Source organism: Staphylococcus simulans (assembly GCF_025561465.1).
Classification (GTDB): Bacteria; Bacillota; Bacilli; order Staphylococcales; family Staphylococcaceae; genus Staphylococcus; species Staphylococcus simulans.
Map to the genome: position 1 here is coordinate 583,767 of NZ_CP095100.1, position 17,960 is coordinate 601,726.

Annotated in this window: 17 protein-coding genes; 14 read left to right on the forward strand and 3 right to left on the reverse strand. The window is 36.2% G+C overall.

Annotated features, from left to right (window positions below; genetic code table 11):
• Positions 1 to 70: 70 nt before the first annotated feature.
• Positions 71 to 838 (forward strand): alpha/beta hydrolase, encoded by a 768-nt coding sequence (locus MUA87_RS02310; RefSeq protein WP_262551249.1) that lies wholly within the window; start codon positions 71 to 73, stop codon positions 836 to 838.
• 51 nt (positions 839 to 889) lie between these two features.
• A complete protein-coding gene (locus tag MUA87_RS02315; protein ID WP_262551250.1) occupies positions 890 to 1,924 on the forward strand; it encodes a LacI family DNA-binding transcriptional regulator in 1,035 nt (344 codons plus the stop codon).
• Between the two features lie 106 nt (positions 1,925 to 2,030).
• Here the strand turns inward: MUA87_RS02315 and MUA87_RS02320 are convergent, their stop codons facing one another.
• The gene (locus MUA87_RS02320; RefSeq protein WP_262551251.1) at positions 2,031 to 2,609 is read right to left on the reverse strand and encodes a hypothetical protein; all 579 of its coding nucleotides are present in this window, start codon (positions 2,607 to 2,609) and stop codon (positions 2,031 to 2,033) included.
• 746 nt (positions 2,610 to 3,355) lie between these two features.
• Here MUA87_RS02320 and MUA87_RS02325 point away from each other — a divergent pair.
• The 9 genes from MUA87_RS02325 to MUA87_RS02365 all read left to right on the forward strand — a co-directional run bounded on the left by MUA87_RS02325 (position 3,356) and on the right by MUA87_RS02365 (position 12,492).
• Positions 3,356 to 4,399: a PTS sugar transporter subunit IIC gene (locus MUA87_RS02325; protein WP_057509997.1), complete on the forward strand. Its 1,044-nt coding sequence runs from the start codon at positions 3,356 to 3,358 to the stop codon at positions 4,397 to 4,399.
• Between the two features lie 43 nt (positions 4,400 to 4,442).
• Entirely contained in the window at positions 4,443 to 5,120 is a 678-nt protein-coding gene (gene sdaAB / locus MUA87_RS02330; protein WP_002479816.1) for an L-serine ammonia-lyase, iron-sulfur-dependent subunit beta, read from the forward strand.
• 13 nt (positions 5,121 to 5,133) lie between these two features.
• Positions 5,134 to 6,024 carry an L-serine ammonia-lyase, iron-sulfur-dependent, subunit alpha gene (gene sdaAA / locus MUA87_RS02335; protein WP_002479815.1) on the forward strand — a complete coding sequence of 297 codons (891 nt, stop codon included), beginning with the start codon at positions 5,134 to 5,136 and terminating at the stop codon, positions 6,022 to 6,024.
• A gap of 176 nt (positions 6,025 to 6,200) precedes the next feature.
• Positions 6,201 to 6,377, forward strand: coding sequence for a hypothetical protein (locus MUA87_RS02340; RefSeq protein WP_002479814.1), 177 nt, complete (start codon positions 6,201 to 6,203; stop codon positions 6,375 to 6,377).
• A 75-nt stretch (positions 6,378 to 6,452) separates the two neighbouring features.
• On the forward strand, positions 6,453 to 6,986 hold the full coding sequence (locus tag MUA87_RS02345) for an NAD(P)H-dependent oxidoreductase (protein WP_002479813.1): 534 nt from the start codon (positions 6,453 to 6,455) through the stop codon (positions 6,984 to 6,986).
• An 80-nt stretch (positions 6,987 to 7,066) separates the two neighbouring features.
• The gene (locus MUA87_RS02350) at positions 7,067 to 7,738 is read left to right on the forward strand and encodes an NAD(P)H-dependent oxidoreductase (protein WP_105966567.1); all 672 of its coding nucleotides are present in this window, start codon (positions 7,067 to 7,069) and stop codon (positions 7,736 to 7,738) included.
• Between the two features lie 149 nt (positions 7,739 to 7,887).
• Positions 7,888 to 8,883, forward strand: coding sequence for a D-2-hydroxyacid dehydrogenase (locus MUA87_RS02355; RefSeq protein ID WP_262551252.1), 996 nt, complete (start codon positions 7,888 to 7,890; stop codon positions 8,881 to 8,883).
• A gap of 47 nt (positions 8,884 to 8,930) precedes the next feature.
• Positions 8,931 to 10,718, forward strand: coding sequence for an ABC transporter ATP-binding protein (locus tag MUA87_RS02360; protein WP_105979980.1), 1,788 nt, complete (start codon positions 8,931 to 8,933; stop codon positions 10,716 to 10,718).
• A complete protein-coding gene (locus tag MUA87_RS02365) occupies positions 10,711 to 12,492 on the forward strand; it encodes an ABC transporter ATP-binding protein (RefSeq protein ID WP_372510717.1) in 1,782 nt (593 codons plus the stop codon). The genes MUA87_RS02360 and MUA87_RS02365 overlap by 8 nt, the downstream gene beginning before the upstream one ends.
• Positions 12,493 to 12,565: 73 nt before the next feature.
• Here the strand turns inward: MUA87_RS02365 and MUA87_RS02370 are convergent, their stop codons facing one another.
• A complete protein-coding gene (locus tag MUA87_RS02370; RefSeq protein WP_002479808.1) occupies positions 12,566 to 12,847 on the reverse strand; it encodes a GNAT family N-acetyltransferase in 282 nt (93 codons plus the stop codon).
• Between the two features lie 343 nt (positions 12,848 to 13,190).
• On the opposite strand from MUA87_RS02370, the gene MUA87_RS02375 reads away from it, so the two are divergent.
• From MUA87_RS02375 to melB, 3 genes are all read left to right on the forward strand, one after another.
• Complete coding sequence (locus tag MUA87_RS02375; protein ID WP_002479807.1) at positions 13,191 to 14,258, forward strand: metal ABC transporter solute-binding protein, Zn/Mn family; 1,068 nt, start codon at positions 13,191 to 13,193, stop codon at positions 14,256 to 14,258.
• 157 nt (positions 14,259 to 14,415) lie between these two features.
• Positions 14,416 to 15,309, forward strand: coding sequence for a VOC family protein (locus tag MUA87_RS02380; RefSeq protein ID WP_119564229.1), 894 nt, complete (start codon positions 14,416 to 14,418; stop codon positions 15,307 to 15,309).
• Between the two features lie 278 nt (positions 15,310 to 15,587).
• Entirely contained in the window at positions 15,588 to 16,991 is a 1,404-nt protein-coding gene (gene melB, locus MUA87_RS02385) for a melibiose:sodium transporter MelB (protein WP_070848186.1), read from the forward strand.
• Positions 16,992 to 17,084: 93 nt separating this feature from the next.
• On the opposite strand, the gene MUA87_RS02390 is transcribed toward melB, so the two are convergent.
• Positions 17,085 to 17,945 (reverse strand): AraC family transcriptional regulator, encoded by an 861-nt coding sequence (locus MUA87_RS02390; RefSeq protein WP_081600380.1) that lies wholly within the window; start codon positions 17,943 to 17,945, stop codon positions 17,085 to 17,087.
• Positions 17,946 to 17,960 lie beyond the last annotated feature (15 nt).

Genomic DNA, 17,960 nt, shown 5'->3' on the forward strand with positions numbered 1-17,960 from the left:
AAAAGTGATTTTCAAGTCTGCATAGGGTAAGTGAAAATAAGGATATATAGTGAAAGAGAGGTTTTTATCTGTGTCAGATATTGATTATATTTCATCTTTTGATGGTGTGAATCTCTACAGTAAAATTACGTTAGGTGAACAGCCAATGGCTAATTTGATTATTGTACAAGGATTGTCAGAAGAATTAGATGACTATGATGGTGTGGCTTCAACATTTAATGAATATGATTATAATGTCATTCGTTATGATCAACGAGGTCATGGTAAAACTCCTGGTGACAAAAATCTTTATGAACATGTAGATATCGTCGTAGAAGATTTAAAGGCTGTTGTAGATTATGTTAAAGCACAATTGACAGGAAAAATATTTATTTTAGGCCATGGTGTAGGCGGTACAATAGCGACATTATTTGGTATACGTTATCCGAATGCAGTGCACGGTTATATTTCTGCAGGTGGTTTGTCTCCAACGGGGCAACCTGTCTTTCGTGATGATGTGGTGGATCATTCAGCAGAAATAGAAAATCAGGATGAAGAAGCGGATATTGAGAAACATAAAAGAATCAAATCATTTAGAGAAGCGGTCCGAGATATGGATATCGAATTTTCTAAGTTTGAAGACAAAGTGTTGATTATGCATGGTGGCAGTGACCGCATTGTAAGTTCTGATGATGCAATCCAATTCTTCAAAGAAGCTAAAACCACACATAAATCATTAAGAATTTATGACGGGTTAGATCATGAGTTATTAAATGTAAGTTCATATCGCGGTATGTTATTATCAGATATTGTAAATTGGTTAGATTTTGAATTATCTATGGAGAACATTGATAAGTAAGCACACCAAGAATAAACAACAATTCAACTGATTCAAGGAGTTTGAAAGAAAATGAAGAAAACACAACCGACCTTACATGATATTGCGAGAATTTCTGGCTTGTCGATTGCGACGGTCAATCAAATATTAGAAGATAAAAAGCATGTTTCTAATGATCAAGCACGTGCACGTGTAGTGGAAGCATTAGAAATGTTAGGCTATGAACCGAGTCGATATATTCAATCTTTACGCGGAGAAAGTATTAAAACAATCGCATTTATTATACCGAGACATGATACTTATTATGCCTCTGTCATTGATGCGATTGAGCATCAACAAGGTTCAGAGTCTATTCGAATTATTGCGATGGCATCTAATGAACAAGTACAACGTCAAGATGAACTGATTGATTGGTTTGTATCACAACAAGTAGATGGTATTATTGTTTCGCCAGTTTCAGCACAAATGCGTATTTCAAAACGTTGGAGAGACATTCCAATGGTAATTATTGATAATCAAATTGAGGATGAACAGATACCTTACATTGGGTTAAATCATGAAGATACAGCCTATCAAGCTGCTGAACATTTATTGAAACAAAACCATCAATCAATCGCTTTAATTTTAGGTAATCCTGCTTCCAGTGCAACAGCTGATACAAGAATGGGATATAAAGCAGCATTAGAAGATTTTGAACAACAAATGGATGAACGACTAATCTCATATCAATATACTGATTTAAGTTTACAAGCTACAGAAAAATACGGCTATGACACCGTCCAGCAACTCTTTGCGCAATCAAATCATCCAACTGCATTGATTGCTTCGAATCATGCGATGTTGTCTGGTATTTTACAAGCACTTAAAACAAAGGAATTAAAAGTGCCTGAAGATGTTGCAATTGTTACATTAGAAGAGAATAGTTGGAATAAAGTACATTATCCATCATTAACCGCTGTAGGTATTCATGCTGAAACTATCGGCGCATCAATTTTTGCACGCTTAAAACAATTTTTTGAAGGAGAAAGTGAACAAATTCAATCAGATTGGTTAATGGCACAGTTAAATGTCAGAGACTCTAGTGTGCACTCATCTAAAAATGAATAAAAAATAAACAGACTTAGAAACAATGTCTTAAAGAAAGGGAGAAAAGACAGGTTTCTAAGTCTGTTTTTTTAGGGATTTTAGAAATGATATACTAGGGATTTTTCAATCAAACGTCATCTCGGTTTGGGACAACTGAACGTGCATTTTGTCTGCATACGTGAATAAGGGCAATAGTAGAGACAACAATACTCATAATAATGGCTATGACAGCACCCGATTCTGGATGGTCAACGTGTCCTGTTTCTGGCAAGTCAGCGTATGATGCGGTTTCACCCTGATAGTGTGAGCCTGCATCTTCACTTTTTGAAGTTGTTGCTGATGCTTGATGCGCATAGGTTTGTCCTGCTGTTGCTTTTGAGGTTGTGGACTCAGTATCTGCTTCTTTACGATTTCTTTCTGCATCTGCGATATTTGTCTTTGAAACATTTTCTGCAAGGGAAGGATCGGGTTCAACATCAGCAGCTTGAGCCACATCAGTTGGATGCGATGTAGGGATAAATGTTTCAGTTGTTTGAGCAGTATCAGTATTTTCGACCAAAGCGGATAATTCAGCGGACTGTTCATTTGCGTAATCATGACTTTCAGCAGCATTCATCACTCCAAGCATATTAAAGAATAGTAAACCGCTTAAAGCTAGCGTAGAAACATGAAGCAAGCTTTTCTTTTTACTTAACTTCATAGGCATGAAAACAACACTCCTATTTCAAAATGAAAGTGTCATGTCATCCATGGTGTTATGAGTATGAGGTATAAACTGTCGGATGAAACAGACAAAACGACAACGAAGAAAATTGATATACACATGCGGATATGTGAGAGATAGATTTCTGGTGTACGGCTTTATGGGATAGTATTGCTTTCCGCAGTGATTCGGCGTTATCATCAATTTCTTCACTTCAAGCATGGCATAGGAATATTAAGCTAACTTAAAATTGAGTTTAAAAAAGGATAAACTTCGTAAATTTTCAGTATATTAGAACTTTTTAGGTATTAAATTGCTCAAAATCCTACGGTATCAAGCATTTTAGCTTTTACCCGATAAAATCACCCGAATTTGTTGGTTTAAAGTTATTTACTAAAGTGTTATAGTTGCTAATGGAAAATAATTTGTATAGACAAATAACAATAAAAGTCTAAAGGGAGTCTTTTAATGTTGTTTTAGGGTTAGCAAGATTATTTTTATTAATGGTAAGTGTTTAAATTAATTGCTATCGTTTAAACTAATTGTGACAACTTTATAAACGTTATGATTATAATTACTCTTTATATTTAAAAATAAAGAGTAATAATAGTCATAATAAAGAGTTTGTGAAATTATTCGCAATTTGTTCACAAAATGTTTGCAAAAGGTATTGAAAACGCTTTATCAAAGGTAGTATGATGTCGGTGGTAGGAAAATTAAATATATAGTAGGAAAAGAGGTCATTTGGCATGGATATTATTTTGGGAACTGGGACGTTGTTGCTAGTCCTTCTAGCAATGTCGTTATTCTTAAAATTTGCTCCTTATGGTAAACAGGGGCTACAAGCACTTTCAGGTGCAGCATGTGCAACATTTTTACCGCAAGCATTCTTAAGTTATGCGATCGGTGGCGTGTTCCACTTGGAATTCTTCCAAAGAATTGGAGACTTAGCAGGAAGCTTAAGTGGTATTGCAGTAGGTATTTTAACTGGTTTGAAATTGGGAATCTCTCCAGTCTTCGCAGTTATCATTGGTTTAGTTTTACATGATCAAAAATTATTACCGGCATTTATCGCTGCTTACTTAGTGAGCTTCTTGATTAAATTGATCGAGAAAAAAGTACCAGAAGGCTTAGACTTAATTGTCGTAATCTTAGTCGCTCCGGCATTAGCATTCGGAATCGGCGGATTAATTTCACCAGGAGTAATGGCTGTGTTAAGACAAATCGGTGGTGCGATTACAGCAGTTGGTGACAATAATCCTTACGCTTTAGCAATTATTTTAGGCTTAATCATTCCGGTGGTAGGTATGACGCCATTAAGTTCTATGGTATTAACAAGTTTACTTGGTTTAACAGGTGTTCCGATGGCTATCGGTGCATTAACAACTACAGGTTCATCATTCGTTAACTTTATGATGTTCAGAGCACTTAAAATCGGCGGCTTAGGTAAAGCCTTCGCAGTTGCAGTAGAACCTTTAACACAAATCGATACAATCGCAAAATATCCGATTCAACTTTACGGCGCAAACGCCATAGTCGGTATGTTTACAGCGACAATTGTTACGATTGCAGGTTTAGTTATTAATGTAACGGGAATGGCAACACCAATAGCTGGTGCAATTGTATTGTTTGGATTTAACAAACCAATTCCATCACTTATTACTATCGCAGCTGTTATCGTGACAGCAATTATCCTTGGTTGGATTTTAGGTAAGATTATGAACAAAATCAACTTCAAGAAACTATCTGACAAATTACCTGAAGGCAAAGCAGAACCGTCAAAAGCAAATTAATTAAGCATTTCTTATAAAGAGATTAAGGAGATGACAATACGCTATGGCACGTAAACATGATTACCAAAGCGCATTTGATATAATCGGTCCAGTTATGATGGGACCATCAAGTTCACACACTGCAGGTGCAGTAAAAATCGGTAACGCAGCAAGAATGGTACTTCAAGGAGAACCTGAAGATATTGAAGTTCATTATTATGAATCATTTGCACAAACACACTTAGGACACGGTACAGACGTTGCAATCGTTGGTGGCTTACTAGGATTCAGCACTTTCGACGAACGTATCAGCAATGCAGTAAACATTGCTAAAAACGATGGTATCGATGTTCGTTTCATCGAAGAAACAGGAAGAAGTTTAGGAGAGCATCCTAACTGTGCATTAATTAAAGCAAAACAAGGTGATCGTCACATCGAATTGAACGGAATCTCAATCGGTGGCGGAACTATTAAAATTAAAAGCATTAACGTCAATGGTCAATGTATTCTAATGAACCACGGCTTACCATTATTAGAAATCGATGGACCAACTGACAATGCGACAATCAACCATTTAATCAATGATTTAATCGAACACGGTGCAGACATCAACGAAGAAATCAAAACGATTAATCCAGATGGCTGTTTAATGGCTTTACACTTAAACAAAGCCTTACCAGAAGAAGCACTTAGCGATTTAAGAGAGAAATATAGCGACTTAAACTTTGCATATATAAAATAAAGAGGTGTAATGTATGTTTGATTCAATTAAAGAGATCATAGATTATGCGAATAAACATGATATGAAATTCTCAGAAATTATGATTGAAGAAGAGAAAGAATTAAGTGGGAAATCACGTGATGAAATCCGTGAACAAATGAGACAAAACTTACAAGTAATGCGCGACGCAGTTGAAAAAGGGACAACTGGCGAAGGCGTTAAAAGTGTAACAGGGTATACTGGTCAAGACGCAATTAAAATTAAAAACTATAACGAAAACAACCATGCGCTTTCAGGTAATGAAATGATGAGTGCCGTTATGGGTGCAGTTGCGACAAACGAAGTGAACGCAGCAATGGGTATCATTTGTGCTACTCCAACAGCTGGTTCCTCCGGTACAATTCCAGGTACACTATTTAAATTAGAAAAAACACATGGCTTAACTGAAGATCAAATGGTGGACTTCTTATTCACAGCAGCTATCTTCGGCCGTGTTGTAGCAAACAACGCAAGTGTTGCTGGCGCAACAGGCGGTTGCCAAGCTGAAGTTGGTTCAGCATCAGCTATTGCTGCAGCAGCTGCAGTTGAAACATTCGGCGGTAAACCAGAAGCTTCAGGTCAAGCAATGGCTATCGCAATCAGTAACTTATTAGGTCTAGTTTGTGACCCAGTTGCTGGTTTAGTAGAAATTCCATGTGTAATGCGTAACGCAATCGGTTCAGGTAACGCATTAATCTCAGCTGACTTAGCATTAGCTGGCGTGGAAAGCCGTATCCCAGTAGATGAAGTAATTGAAGCTATGGATAAAGTTGGACGTAACTTACCAGCTGAATTACGTGAAACTGGTCTTGGCGGTTTAGCAGGTACACCGACAGGTGAAGCAATCAAACGTAAAATCTTCGGTGACTCACAAGTTAAATCATAATTGCCTGATGAATATGTAAATTTCATTAAAAGTTAAATTGATAAATTCTAGAAACACGCAACCTGAAAAAGGTTGCGTGTTTTTATTTATAAAAACATAAGTTGTCACAAAATTCAAAATACATATTGCAATTTGTATCTTTTATGGGTAAACTAGTCAAAAGGGGATGATGGGATATGATAACAAGATTACTATACATTTTTATTGCTTTCTTCATTAACTCAGCCATTACGTTTTACCTGACAGATATCGGTACAATGATGAATAGTCTGTTGAAATCAATGTCTATCAGTATGATCATTGTATTCTTATTCTATTACACAAAGTTAATGATGGAGACCAAAGGGGAATAACTAAATAGTACGACTTAAAATGAGATGACTTCGGGGTACATCTCATTTTTATTTTGAATGAAAGGAAGGATTATCATGTCCACATTAGTAATTATTGCACATCCTGATATTCAAGAAGGCGACGTTAATCAAGTATGGAAGAAAACATTAGAAGATCGTTCTGATTTAGTGACGGTACATGACTTGTATCAAACTTATCCAGATGGAAACATTGATGTTGAACATGAGCAAGCGTTATTACAGAAACATGATTATATTATCTTTCAATATCCCATGTTTTGGATGAGTTATCCGCCACTTTTACAGCAATGGTTCGATGAAGTCTATACACATGGTTTTGCGTTTGATGGCGGTGACGCTTTAAAAGGAAAACATTTCGCATTAGCCATTTCATGCGGCCAACCAAAAGCACATTATAAAGAAGATGGACCGATAGGGTATACGATTGACGAAATTTGTAATCCATTAAAAGGTGTTGTTAATTTAATCGGTGGCCATTTCTTTGGCATTCATGCGATTTACCAAACGGATGACATCGATAATTTTGCGACTCTCGCAGAAAATGCTGATGAATATGTGGCATTTGTTGAAAGACTTCAAAAACAGTAACCACAAGCATTTTCCTTTAGACTCCTTGGTAGGTTCACTATACTATAGGTGACTACATAAGATGAGGAGCGAAAATAGTAATGGAACAACAAGCAATACGCGATCAAATTTTACAAGCATTTAATTTTAGACATGCGACAAAACGTTTTAATCCAGACAAAAAAGTGAATGCGGAAGATTTCCATACCATTATTGAAGCTGGGCGTCTTTCACCAAGCTCAATCGGTGCGGAACCATGGCGTTTTTTAGTCGTTCAAAATGAAGACTTACGTCAAAAATTAAAAAAAGTATCTTGGGGTGCACAAGGCCAATTAGATACAGCCTCACACTTTGTGATTTTACTTGCGCGTAAAAACGTACGTCCGGGTACAGAATATTTAACACATATTATGAAAGAAATAAAAAATGTACCAGATGATGTATTAGAAGATATGAATAAACGTTATGAAATGTTCCAAAATGATAGCTTGGATTTATATGAAAGTGAACGTTCATTATGGGACTGGGCAAGTAAACAAACATACATTGCCTTAGGTAATATGATGTCAGTAGCCGCATTTTTAGGTGTAGACTCTTGTCCAATTGAAGGTTTCAGTATGAAAGAAGTCACACAATTGCTTTCTGATGAAGGAATTATGAATGAAGATGAGTTCTTACCATCAGTTATGGTAGCTTTCGGTTATCGTGAAGAAGATCCGAAACGTGCCAAAACTCGTCAAGCATATGAAGATGTCATTGAATGGCTTGAATAGTTATTTAGGAAAGACTTGAGCTTTAACAGCTTGAGTCTTTTTATTTTAATTGTCTGAATCTTGTGTTTCTTACCTTTGTTTCAATGCTATAATATTACCTATATTCTTGATTTATAAAGATGTAATACATATTAAAGGGGAGTTTTAAGATGGTAAGAATAAAAATGTTTGATGTCGCACCTTATGAAATTGACGCAATTAAAAATTGGTCAGCGGAACACCAAGTAGAAGTGGATTATGAAAGCCATCCTTTAACTATGGACAATATTGAACAAGTAAAAGGATATGATGGCTTATCATTATCTCATAATGGACCATTCAATCCTGAGATTTATAGTAAATTAGAAAGCTATGGTATTAAACAAATTGCACAACGCAGTGCTGGATTCGATATGTATGACTTAGAAGAAGCCAAAGCACATAATTTAATCATTACAACAGTACCCAGCTATTCACCAAGTTCTATTGCTGAATATGCAGTCACAGGCGCTTTGTATTTTGTGAGACAGTTGCCACTTATCAAACAACGTATGGAGAATCATAACTTTGTATGGGATGCACCATTGATTTCACGTCCTGTCAAAGATTTAACCGTAGCGATTATCGGTGTAGGACGCATCGGCAGTATTTCAGCGCAATTGTTCTCAAATTTCGGTTGTAAAGTTGTTGGTTACGATATCGAAGATAAGCCGGAATTAGAAAATATTGTTGAATTTAAAGATTCGTTAGAAGAGGCAATCGCACAAGCAGATATCGTTTCACTTCATGTCCCGGGAAATAAAGAGACGTACCATATGTTTAATCAAGCAACATTTAATCAGTTGAAAGATGGTGTGATCTTTGTCAACTGCGCACGTGGTATGGTTGTTGAGACACAAGCTTTGCTAGATGCATTGAATAGTGGTAAAGTAGCGGGTGCTGTTATCGATACGTATGAAAATGAGGCGCAATATTTCCGAAGAGATTTTTCAAATAGAGAGGTTCAAGATGAAACCTTACTAGAGTTGATTGAACGTGATGATGTGTTAGCTTCTCCTCACATCGCATTCTTTACACACGAAGCTGTAAAAAATCTTGCTGAAGGCGGATTGAACAGTACTATGGAAGTATTAGAAACAGGAGATGCACAAACAAGAGTCAACTAAAATGCTGTTGATAAATAAAAAGATAAAAGAAAGGAGGAAGTGATGAGATGAAAGTGTTTATGCATTTAAGCTGGTTTTTTAAACAAGAGAAGTTGAAGTATATTGGCGGGCTATTAGTATTACTCTTTATCGCATTATTTCAGCTTATTCCGCCGCAAATCATCGGTAAAACGATTGATGCGATTGCAGCTGATCGTTTAACGGGAAGGCAGCTATTTACTTATATGATGATACTTGCTTTTGCGGCAGTGATGATTTATATTCTACGCTACTCTTGGCGTGTTCTGATTTTTGGAACAAGTAATAAGTTAGGGAAGATTTTACGTAACCGCTTATATGAGAAATATACTTCTATGAGTCCATCTTTCTTCCAAAGACGTCGAACAGGTGACTTGATGGCCCATGCGACCAATGATATTAATGCTGTTCAAGGTGCCGCAGGTCCAGGGGTGTTAATGATTGGCGACTCTTTAATTACAGGAACATCAATTTTAATTACGATGGCACTGACAATCAACTGGAAATTGACGTTGATAATTATGCTGCCTTTACCTATTTTAGTCTTATTAACAAGTTATTATGGTCGTTTGATGAGCAAAGGCTTTAAAAAAGCACAAGCGGCATTCAGTCGTTTAAATGATAAGACACAAGAAAGTATTGCTGGTATTAAAGTTACTAAAACAATGGGTTATGAAAAAAGTGACCAAAAGGACTTTAAAGCTATCAGTGATGATGTGGTTCGAAAAAATTTAAAAGTTGCGCAAATTGATGCCTTATTCAGTCCAACGATTATGTTAGTGATTGGTACAAGTTACTTCCTCGCATTAGTGTTTGGTACATTTATGATTTTCAATCATACAATTACGTTGGGTCAGTTAATTACCGCAACAACGTATCTCGGTATGTTAGTGTGGCCGTTACTTGCGTTAGGTTTCTTCTTTAATATTATTCAAAGAGGTCATGCATCCTATGAAAGAATTAGTGGTATTTTAGACACAGAAAATGAAATAGATTTAACTTATAAAGTAAATGGTTATCCATCAGGACCCATCACTTATCAAATTAAATCTTTTACTTTCCCGGGCAGTGAACATCCTTCGTTAAGAGATGTACACTTTACTATTGAAGAAGGTATGACTGTCGGTATAGTTGGGCGTACAAGTTCAGGAAAGAGTACGCTATTACGATTGTTAGTACGCGAATTTGATACGCAACGTCCTGAAGATATTACTTATGGCGGTATTCCAATCCGTGATTATGAAATACAACATTTACGTGCGATGTTTGGTTATGTACCGCAAGACAACTTCTTATTCTCTACAACTATCCGAGAAAATATTGCTTTTGCGGCACCGAATAGTACAAAACAACAAATTCAACAAGCAGCTGAAACCAGCTATGTTCATCATGATATTTTAAATTTTCCTCAAGGGTATGACACGATTGTTGGAGAACGTGGTGTTTCATTATCAGGAGGTCAAAAACAACGTGTTTCTATCGCACGTGCAGTCATTTCGGATCCGCCTGTCTTGATGTTTGATGACTCTTTGTCAGCAGTTGATGCAGATACAGAAGAACATATTCTTAACAATATGAGAGACCAAAGACAAGGCAAAACGAATATTATTACTGCACATCGTATGAGTGCAGTGAGTCATGCGGATTTAATTATCGTGATGGATGAAGGTACAGTGGCAGAACAAGGGACACATGAACAATTGATGCGCAATCAAGGTTGGTATGCGAAAACTTATCAGTCACAACAATTACGCGACCAATTAACTAAAAAGTTAGATGAAGCGGCACATGAAGAGGAGGGTGATTATCATGGCTAGAAGACAGAAAATGCATGGTGATAATCAACTCAGTGCGCGTGATCAGTGGCATACATTAATGCGCTTGATGCGTTATACCTTCCCGTTTAAATGGTTGATTTTAGCTGCATTTGTGATGCTTGGGATTTCCACAGCAGCAGGTGTGGCGGTGCCTTATATTGTGAAAGTGTTTATTGATGATTACTTAACACCAAGACACTTTCCACAACATGAAATTATTTGGATGATTGTTATCTTTATCGGCATTGAATTGATTGGTGCGATAACAACATATATTAACATTTATATGTTCCAAAACTTCGCATTTAAAATTATCCAACAATTACGTATTGATGCGTTTGATAAAATGGGCGAACTCGGCATGAAGTATTTTGATGAGGTGCCAAGTGGAAGTATCGTGTCACGATTAACGAATGACACAGAAGCCATCGTTAACATGTTTGTCGGGGTGTTTTCTTCCTTTATGATGGCATTATTTACAGTCATTTCAAGTTTTATTATGATGTTTATTCTAGATGTCAGACTTGCGTTAATGGCTTTATGTTTTATGCCGATTATTATCATTATTTTAGCTTTATATCGTAAATATGCTTCAATATTCTTTGCACAAGCACGTCAACGGTTATCTGATTTGAACGCGAAACTTGCCGAATCTATTGAAGGTATCCGTATGATTCAAGTCTTTAACCAAGAACGCAGACTACAAAAAGAATTTGATGAAATTAACGAAGAGCACTATCAATATAACTTGAAAACGATTCGCCTAGATGGTCTATTATTACGTCCAGCCATCGGTATGTTAAGTATCTTTGCGACAGTGATGATACTAAGTTATTTCGGATTATTAAGCTTCTCTTCGACTGTGACGGCAGGGGTTGTTTATGCGTTCGTACAATATATGCAGCGCTTTTTCGAACCTATTAACCAAGTCAGTCAAAATTTGAATATATTCCAACAAGCTATTGTCGCAGCTAACCGTGTCTTTACATTACTAGATAACGACACATTAGAACCTAAACAAAATGAAATCGCTGACCATCATATCACAAAAGGTAAAATTGAATTTAAAGATGTAACCTTCAGTTATGATGGAGAACACAATGTATTAAAACATATTACATTTACTGCTAATCCTGGTGAAACAATAGCGCTTGTAGGCCATACAGGTTCTGGTAAAAGTACGATTATTAATTTATTTATGCGCTTTTATGAATTTCATCAAGGTGAAATATTAATTGATGGTCAATCTATCAAATCAATTCCAAAGCAAGAATTGAAACAAAAAGTAGGACTGGTTCTGCAGGATCCGTTTATCTTCTATGGAACAGTCTTATCTAACATCCGCTTATATCATCCAACAATGACATTCGAACAAGCAAAAGCTGCTGCAGAATTTGTGCATGCTGATCGCTTTATTGAACAACTGCCAGATCAATATGAGCATAAAGTAATAGAGAAGGGTAGTGCATTCTCTAGTGGTGAACGTCAGTTAATCGCATTTGCGAGAACGATGGCAATTGACCTTAAAATTCTTATTTTAGATGAAGCAACTGCTTTTATTGATTCTGAAACAGAAGAACAAATACAAAACTCATTGAAAGATATGCGTAAAGGACGTACAACGCTCGCAATTGCACATCGATTGTCGACGATTCAAGATGCAAATCAAATTTTAGTGTTAAATCAAGGTGCGATAGTCGAACGGGGTACCCATGAAGAATTACTTGCGCAAAAAGGCATTTATTATAATATGTATTTGCTGCAAAATGGATAAAAGAATAAGCGTAACAAAAGAAGCACCTAAAGCCGTTTGAACTTTAGGTGCTTCTCTTTAGTTTATGTAAGTGTTATTCCTTACCAGCTAAGAATAGTTTAAACTCTGGGAATTGTTCAATCACACGTCTTGCGAATGAACAGCTCGCAGTGATTTTAAGTTGATTTGCATTCGCGTAATCTACTACTTTTTCAACGAGTTTCGTTCCGATACCTTGGCCGCCTAATTCATCACTGACAGCAGTATGGAAAATATCAATCACATTTTCTTGCTCATCTCTGAATTCAATGATGGCGCTCGGTGAACTTTCTTCCCCAATAAAGAACTTATGGTCGCCTTGCTTTAAATCTGTCATAGTCATAATCCCCTTTATCTATTTAATGTTACTCCTATCTAAATGGTACAAAACAAAGCGGGTCAGAAACAAGGGTTATTACAAAAATTATATGTTTTCTTTAATGTAAGCGTTTTCTTTAATTTATAAATTTACAAAATAATTAGCGCCAAATTAAAAAGAGTACTTTTCTCTTTAATGTGTATATGAATAGTGAACCTAACTGTTTTTTAATTATAAAATATTAGGTTGAAAATTTCAGAATTCTGAGAATCTAAAAGATTTCATGAATACCATTGCAATTTAGTGTATTTAAGGGTATAGTTTAAAACATAATGATTACGATTTGGAGGGACCTTTTAAGATGAAAAAGACACTTTTCATAATGTTATCTTTAGTCTTAACAGTTGTATTAGCAGCTTGCGGTAATGGTGACAGCAGCAAAGACAGCGGTAATAAAGACAGTAAAGATGCTAAGTACAGCGAAAGCAATAAGATGAAAGTTAACACAACTGTATTCGCATTCCAAAGTTTTGCGGATCAAATCGGCGGTAAATATGCAGATGTGAAATCAATTTACCCACCAGGTACAGACTTACATAGTTTTGAACCAACACAAAAAGAAATCATGAACATTTCTAAAGGCGACTTATTTATTTATACAGACAAAGAAATGGACCCAGCAGCGGGTAAAATTGCGAAAACAATTAAAGACAACAAGAAAGTGCTTGAGTTAACAAAAGGCTTAGACAAAAACGCGATTCTTCCTGGTGAAGAACATGAGCATGAACACGAACATGAACATGGTGACCATGAAGAAGGTGAACACCACGAACACGGTGATCATGAAGAACACGGTGAACATGAAGAGCATGGTGATCACGAAGAACACCATCATCACCACGGCAAATACGATCCACATATTTGGTTAGATCCAGTAGCAGATAAAACATTTGCGAAAGAAATCAAAGATGAATTTGTGAAAAAAGACCCTGATCACAAAGATTACTACGAAAAGAACTACAAAAAATTAGTTCAAGACATCTCAGATGTAGATAAAGAATTAAAAGACGTTTCTAAAAACAAAAAACGCGACAAAGTGATTATCTCTCACGATTCATTAGCTTACTTAGCTAAACGTTATGACTTCGAACAAGAAGGTATTAACGGCATGAACAACGATGAACCAACACAAAAAGAATTAATGGCTATCGTTTCTGATATCAAGAAAGAAAAACAACCATATGTATTATACGAACAAAACATCACTTCTAAAGTGACAGATATCATCAGAAAAGAAACTAACACGAAACCATTACCATTCCATAACTTATCAGTTTTAACAAAAGATGAATCAAAAGATAAAGATGTTACTTATCAATCATTAATGAAGAAAAACATCGAGTCACTGAAAAAAGCTTTAGACAACTAATGTGATTAACGTTTATGATACGCATTTCCGGTTAAATCGGAAGTGCGTATTTTTTATTTACATGAAACAAAACACTGGTATAAAAATTATACTAGTGTTATAATGAGTTTAACAAAGTAAGTATAATAATTATACTGAATAAAGGAGGTTTCCATATATGGAAAATATTAAACGCATACATCATATTTCAGCAATTGTAGGTGACGCACAAGAGAACTTAGACTTCTATCGTAATGTACTTGGCTTACAATTGATTAAACAAACAGTAAACTTCGATGACCCAGGTGTTTATCACTTATACTTCTCAAGACAAGATGACGACAAACGTATGGTAATGACATTCTTTAACTGGCCAAATCAACATAAAGGTCGAGTGGGAAGCGGACAAGTTGGACGTATCGCATTCAGAATTCCTAAAGGCTCAATGGATGCTTGGGAAGCACATTTAAATGAACAAGGTATTGAAACTAAAATTTCTGGTTTGTTTGACGAAGCAACATTAGAATTTAATGATGTGCATGGACTAGCTTTAGCATTAGTTGAAGGACAAGAAGAAGCTGAAGATAATGCTATTATAGGTTTCCACGGTACAGAACTATTATCTGCAGATCCAGCAGGTACTCGCAGTACATTAGTTGATGATATGGGATTAAGTGTTGTTAACGAAAACCCTTCTAAAATCCACTTAGAAACAGAAGGCGAAGAAAAACACCAAATCATTATGTCTGCACAACCATTGCCAAAAGGTTTATTCGGTGTAGGTACAGTGCATCATGTGGCTTGGTCTATCCCAACAGAAGCAGAACATTTAGAATGGCAAAAACACATGGAAGACCATGGTTACTTTGTGACAGAAGTTAAAGACCGTAACTACTTCAAAGCGATTTACTTCAAAGAAAAAGGTGACATCGTATTTGAAATGGCGACAGATGGTCCAGGCTTTGCGGTAGATGAGCCGAAAGATCAATTAGGTCAACATCTTCAATTACCGCCACAATACGAAGATAGACGCGAAGCTTTAACGCAAAATCTTAAACCATTGAAATTATAATATCAGTTATATAAAAGAACTCCTGTACTTACTTATTTAGAGTAAGTGACAGGGGTTTTTTCGTTTGAATAATGATAATAACAAGATGAGGAATTATTTTTTAAAGGTTCAAAGTGCCATAAATATTTTAACTTCGAAACATTTGGACATATAAAAGAAAGATTTGGATATTCTATTGTTTTCAGAAAAATGATAACGTTTACATGAATAGAAAATTAATTATTTGAAGGTACAAAGACAACACCAGAAATAACAATCTATAGATAGAGGTGAAAGGATTGGAAAGAAAATTAACGCGCTTTGAAAAGTATGCATTTGGATTCGGAACAGTAGGAAAGGACGCCATTTTTAATATTGTCAGTTTGTTTTTAATGTTCTATATTACGGACATTGTTGGACTCTCACCCGCATTCGTCGGAGTGTTGTTTTTCGCAGCACGTATTTGGGATGCGATTAACGACCCGATTATGGGCATGATTGTTGATAATACACACAACCGCTTCGGCAAATTCAAAACATGGCTCGTTATCGGTACATTAATTAACGCTGTCATCACAGTATTACTCTTCACAAACTTTGATTTCGCAGGCAACGGCATGTACATTTACATCTCAATCATGTACATCATATGGGGTATGACTTATACCATTATGGACATCCCATACTGGTCATGGCTGCCAAACTTAACGAATAATCCACGTGAACGTGAAGAAGTTGCGGTAGTGCCACGTTTCTTTGCGAGCTTTGCGGCTTTTGTGATCGGAAGCTTCGGTTTAATGTTCATCCATAAATTAGACGATTTCTTAGGCCAACCATTCAGAGGTGCAGGTATTTTTGCGCTTGCAATCATCTGTAGTATTACATTTATCATTACTATCGGTATTACAGTATTCTTCGTTCATGAAGACACTGAAATTGAAAGACAAAACGCAATTAAAGTCCGTTTTAAAGATATTTGGCGTATTCTCTTTAAAAACAAAGAGTTGCTTGCGGTAATTGGTGTAATCTTAGCATTCAACTTATGTGGACAAATGATTAACGCAATTATCTTGTATTACTTTAAATATGTGGCAGGCGTAGAAAGCTTATTCTCTGTCTTTAACACAATGATTCTTATGGAAATGGGATCATTATTGATTTTCCCATACTTAGTTAAGAAAGTCGGACGTAGTGCAGTATTCAACTACGCTGTATTTGGAATTATTATTGGTTTAGTAGTTATCTTGCTTGCAGGCTTTATTGCGCCGCACGCAGCAATCTGGGTAATTATTGGCGGTGCATGTATTCGCTTCGGTACAGGTACGCTTGTCGGAATCAACACAGTCGCGTTAGCTGACGTAATCGACTACAGTGAAGTGAAATTCGGTCAACGTAACGAAAGTGTCATCACATCAACACAAACATTCTTAGTAAAATTAGCACAAGCATTTGCGGGATTAAGTGTCGGTGTCGGTTTATCAATGATTGGTTATGTGCCAAATGTTGAACAAACAACAGATACAATCTGGGGTATCAGAATCGGTATGATTGGAGTACCAATCTTCTTTATCATCATTTGTAGTATTTTATATCATAAAGCCTTCAACTTAAAAGGCGATTTCTTACGTGATATTCAACAAACACTTGAATTTAAACGTAAAAGAGAAGGACGTCCGCCGATTCATAAAGAAGAAAAACTGTAACAATACAATAAGCAGTGTTAGAGCTTTCATTCATAACTCTATCCACTGCTTTTGTTTTACAGCAACAAAAAAGTAGCTGCTTGATAGTTTCATTTATTCAGATTGCAATGCTTTTCTGGCCTTATAATTTTTGCGGTATTGCGTAGGTGGACAGTTAAAGTACTTAGAGAAAGCCTTGGAGAAAGCAAGTGACACATCATAATTAAGTTCATCTGCAATGGCTTGCACAGTTTTATTTGTGAATTTCAGCTGTTCAGCCGCAAAAGCCATACGAAGATCGGTGAGATATCTGCTTGGTGAAGCGCCAAATTGCTTTTTGAAACGTTTATAGAGCTGACTACGGCTCATGTTTGCGACTTGAGCAGCATTATCAACAGTAGTATCTTTGCTTTTGAAATTGTCATTGAAATATTCTAAAGCATCTTTTAAATCTGTTGCTTCACGTTGATCAGGAATTACAATTTCTTTTTGGTTTTGTTGTGTTAGGAAATATAACAATTCAAATAGTCTTATCTTTAGTAAGATATCGTGGGTGTCCTCAGGGGTATGGCTGTTTGCCAGAATGCAGATTTTAAAGATTAATTTAAACAGTGTTTCAGTGTTTTGATTTAAGAGGACGAATTCATCTGATAAAGAAGTACGTGTAATAAAGCTGATGGCATGTGTGCCGCTGAAGCCGACCCACATATAATGCCAAGGTGTTTCTCCTGTCGCATGATATTTGACATGCATGCCTTTGAGCAATAAGAAGACATCACCTTTCTTTAAATGGTAAGTCGTATCATTCACAGTAAAGGTGCCGGTTCCTTGTGTCACGATATGCAAGACAGCAGGTTTAGTGACTTCATATTCATAGCCGTTACCTACGTATAAGTTTTCTTTGCCGCATTCATCAACTTGGGCTTCGTAGCTTGTTTTTTTAAGTTTTGTCCAAAAGACTTGCACTTGTCTCACTCTCTTTCTCTCTAT

Coding starts and splice junctions, on each gene's coding strand:
- MUA87_RS02315 (WP_262551250.1), top strand. CDS start 890: ATGAAGAAAACACAACCGACCTTACATGATATTGCGAGAATTTCTGGC.
- MUA87_RS02320 (WP_262551251.1), bottom strand. CDS start 2,609: ATGCCTATGAAGTTAAGTAAAAAGAAAAGCTTGCTTCATGTTTCTACG.
- MUA87_RS02325 (WP_057509997.1), top strand. CDS start 3,356: ATGGATATTATTTTGGGAACTGGGACGTTGTTGCTAGTCCTTCTAGCA.
- sdaAB (WP_002479816.1), top strand. CDS start 4,443: ATGGCACGTAAACATGATTACCAAAGCGCATTTGATATAATCGGTCCA.
- sdaAA (WP_002479815.1), top strand. CDS start 5,134: ATGTTTGATTCAATTAAAGAGATCATAGATTATGCGAATAAACATGAT.
- MUA87_RS02340 (WP_002479814.1), top strand. CDS start 6,201: ATGATAACAAGATTACTATACATTTTTATTGCTTTCTTCATTAACTCA.
- MUA87_RS02345 (WP_002479813.1), top strand. CDS start 6,453: ATGTCCACATTAGTAATTATTGCACATCCTGATATTCAAGAAGGCGAC.
- MUA87_RS02350 (WP_105966567.1), top strand. CDS start 7,067: ATGGAACAACAAGCAATACGCGATCAAATTTTACAAGCATTTAATTTT.
- MUA87_RS02355 (WP_262551252.1), top strand. CDS start 7,888: ATGGTAAGAATAAAAATGTTTGATGTCGCACCTTATGAAATTGACGCA.
- MUA87_RS02360 (WP_105979980.1), top strand. CDS start 8,931: ATGAAAGTGTTTATGCATTTAAGCTGGTTTTTTAAACAAGAGAAGTTG.
- MUA87_RS02365 (WP_372510717.1), top strand. CDS start 10,711: ATGGCTAGAAGACAGAAAATGCATGGTGATAATCAACTCAGTGCGCGT.
- MUA87_RS02370 (WP_002479808.1), bottom strand. CDS start 12,847: ATGACAGATTTAAAGCAAGGCGACCATAAGTTCTTTATTGGGGAAGAA.
- MUA87_RS02375 (WP_002479807.1), top strand. CDS start 13,191: ATGAAAAAGACACTTTTCATAATGTTATCTTTAGTCTTAACAGTTGTA.
- MUA87_RS02380 (WP_119564229.1), top strand. CDS start 14,416: ATGGAAAATATTAAACGCATACATCATATTTCAGCAATTGTAGGTGAC.